At 48.7% G+C, this 1,932-nt stretch carries 2 protein-coding genes; one reads left to right on the plus strand and one right to left on the minus strand.

Translation table 11 applies throughout. The features are described 5' to 3' along the window. Nucleotides 1-31: 31 nt before the first annotated feature. Entirely contained in the window at nt 32-502 is a 471-nt protein-coding gene (gene argR, locus FDW94_RS01005; protein WP_003025162.1) for a transcriptional regulator ArgR, read from the minus strand. Nucleotides 503-938: 436 nt separating this feature from the next. Between argR and mdh the strand changes: the two genes are divergently transcribed. Next, nucleotides 939-1,874 (plus strand): malate dehydrogenase, encoded by a 936-nt coding sequence (gene mdh, locus FDW94_RS01015; RefSeq protein ID WP_008785953.1) that lies wholly within the window; start codon nt 939-941, stop codon nt 1,872-1,874. Nucleotides 1,875-1,932 lie beyond the last annotated feature (58 nt).

Here is a 1,932-nt window from a genome sequence, read left to right on the forward strand (position 1 = left end):
TCCCCCGCCGCGAGGCGACGGGGAGGCGGTATTACAGTTCTTGTTCGAACAGTTCCAGAATGGCTTCGTACAGATCTTTTACCGTAAAACCCTTAGCAGGGGTGGTGAAGATGGTATCGTCACCGGCAATCGTACCCAGGATACCTTCCGCTTTCCCCAATGAGTCCAGCAGACGTGCAATCAACTGAGCAGCGCCAGGGCTGGTATGAATAACTACGACCGCATCGTTATAGTCGATATCCAACACCAGATTTTTCAGCGGGCTGGAGGTCGTGGGTACGCCCAGCTCCGCCGGAAGACAGTACACCATTTCCATTTTCGCATTGCGGGTACGCACGGCGCCAAATTTGGTCAGCATGCGTGAAACCTTGGACTGATTGATATTATCAAAGCCCTGATCCTGCAACGCGAGGACGATTTCGCCTTGAGAGCTGAACTTTTCTTCTTTAAGCAGCGCTTTAAACGCCTTTACTAATTCTTCTTGTTTTGCCGAGCTTCGCATAAGTCACCCGTAATATGGCGGTAGAAACAACATTATTGTGCATACAGATGAATTTTTATGCAAACAGTCTGCCTTGTTCAAGGCTGAAATAATGTTATGAAAGAGCGGAATTTTATCAAATTTCGTTATCAAGAAACATGCCTGTGTCACGGCTCGCAAATAAGGTTAAAAGTAAATTAAATGTTATCAAATTGATGTTGTTTTGAGAGGCGGGTAGGGTATATTGTCAGCACCTGTTGGAAAGTTGCTCTACTGTGTGGGTGGTTTTGAATTACGTAACTTAGGTTTTATTTTACGTAAGTTAAATGCATAAAAGCCAAATTTGCGTGACTACGCATTCTTGACGCGTGGTTGTTGTATTCATTGGATTTGTGAATTAAGGTCGCCGCCGCGGAGCAATAGACATTTTGCTTATCAATATAATAAGGAGTTTAGGATGAAAGTTGCAGTCCTCGGCGCTGCTGGTGGTATCGGTCAGGCGCTAGCATTACTGTTAAAAACCCAACTGCCTTCAGGTTCAGAACTCTCCCTGTACGACATCGCTCCAGTAACACCTGGTGTGGCCGTTGATTTGAGCCATATCCCTACTGCTGTGAAAATCAAAGGCTTCAGCGGCGAAGATGCTACCCCTGCACTGGAAGGTGCTGATGTGGTACTGATCTCTGCGGGTGTCGCACGTAAACCGGGTATGGATCGTTCCGACCTGTTCAACGTCAACGCCGGAATCGTGAAGAACCTGGTGCAGCAAGTTGCTAAAACCTGCCCGAAAGCGTGTATCGGTATCATCACTAACCCGGTGAATACTACCGTTGCTATCGCTGCAGAAGTGCTGAAAAAAGCAGGCGTATACGATAAGAACAAACTGTTTGGCGTGACCACGCTGGACATCATCCGCTCCAACACCTTTGTTGCGGAACTGAAAGGCAAACAACCAGGCGACGTTGAAGTTCCGGTTATTGGCGGCCATTCTGGCGTGACCATCCTGCCACTGCTGTCACAAATTCCTGGCGTAAGCTTCACCGAACAAGAAGCAGCTGACCTGACTAAACGTATCCAGAATGCGGGTACTGAAGTTGTGGAAGCCAAAGCCGGTGGCGGTTCTGCAACCCTGTCTATGGGTCAGGCTGCTGCACGTTTCGGCCTGTCCCTGGTTCGCGCATTGAGCGGCGAAAAAGGTGTGGTTGAATGTGCTTACGTTGAAGGCGACGGTCAGTATGCTCGTTTCTTCTCTCAGCCGCTGCTGCTGGGTAAAAACGGCGTAGAAGAGCGTCAGTCTATCGGCAAGCTGAGCGCGTTTGAACAAAGCTCGCTGGAAGGCATGCTGGATACGCTGAAAAAAGATATTACTCTGGGCGAAGAGTTCGTTAAGTAACGCGAAGAAAGGCCTGCGTGTATTTGTAGGCCTGATAAGCGTAGCGCCATCAGGCATT

It is taken from the genome of Citrobacter sp. wls757 (assembly GCF_005280935.1).
Lineage (GTDB): Bacteria > Pseudomonadota > Gammaproteobacteria > Enterobacterales > Enterobacteriaceae > Citrobacter > Citrobacter portucalensis.

Bases quoted from the DNA above. Each gene is read 5' to 3' on its own strand.
- argR (WP_003025162.1), bottom strand. From the start codon at position 502: ATGCGAAGCTCGGCAAAACAAGAAGAATTAGTAAAGGCGTTTAAAGCG.
- mdh (WP_008785953.1), top strand. From the start codon at position 939: ATGAAAGTTGCAGTCCTCGGCGCTGCTGGTGGTATCGGTCAGGCGCTA.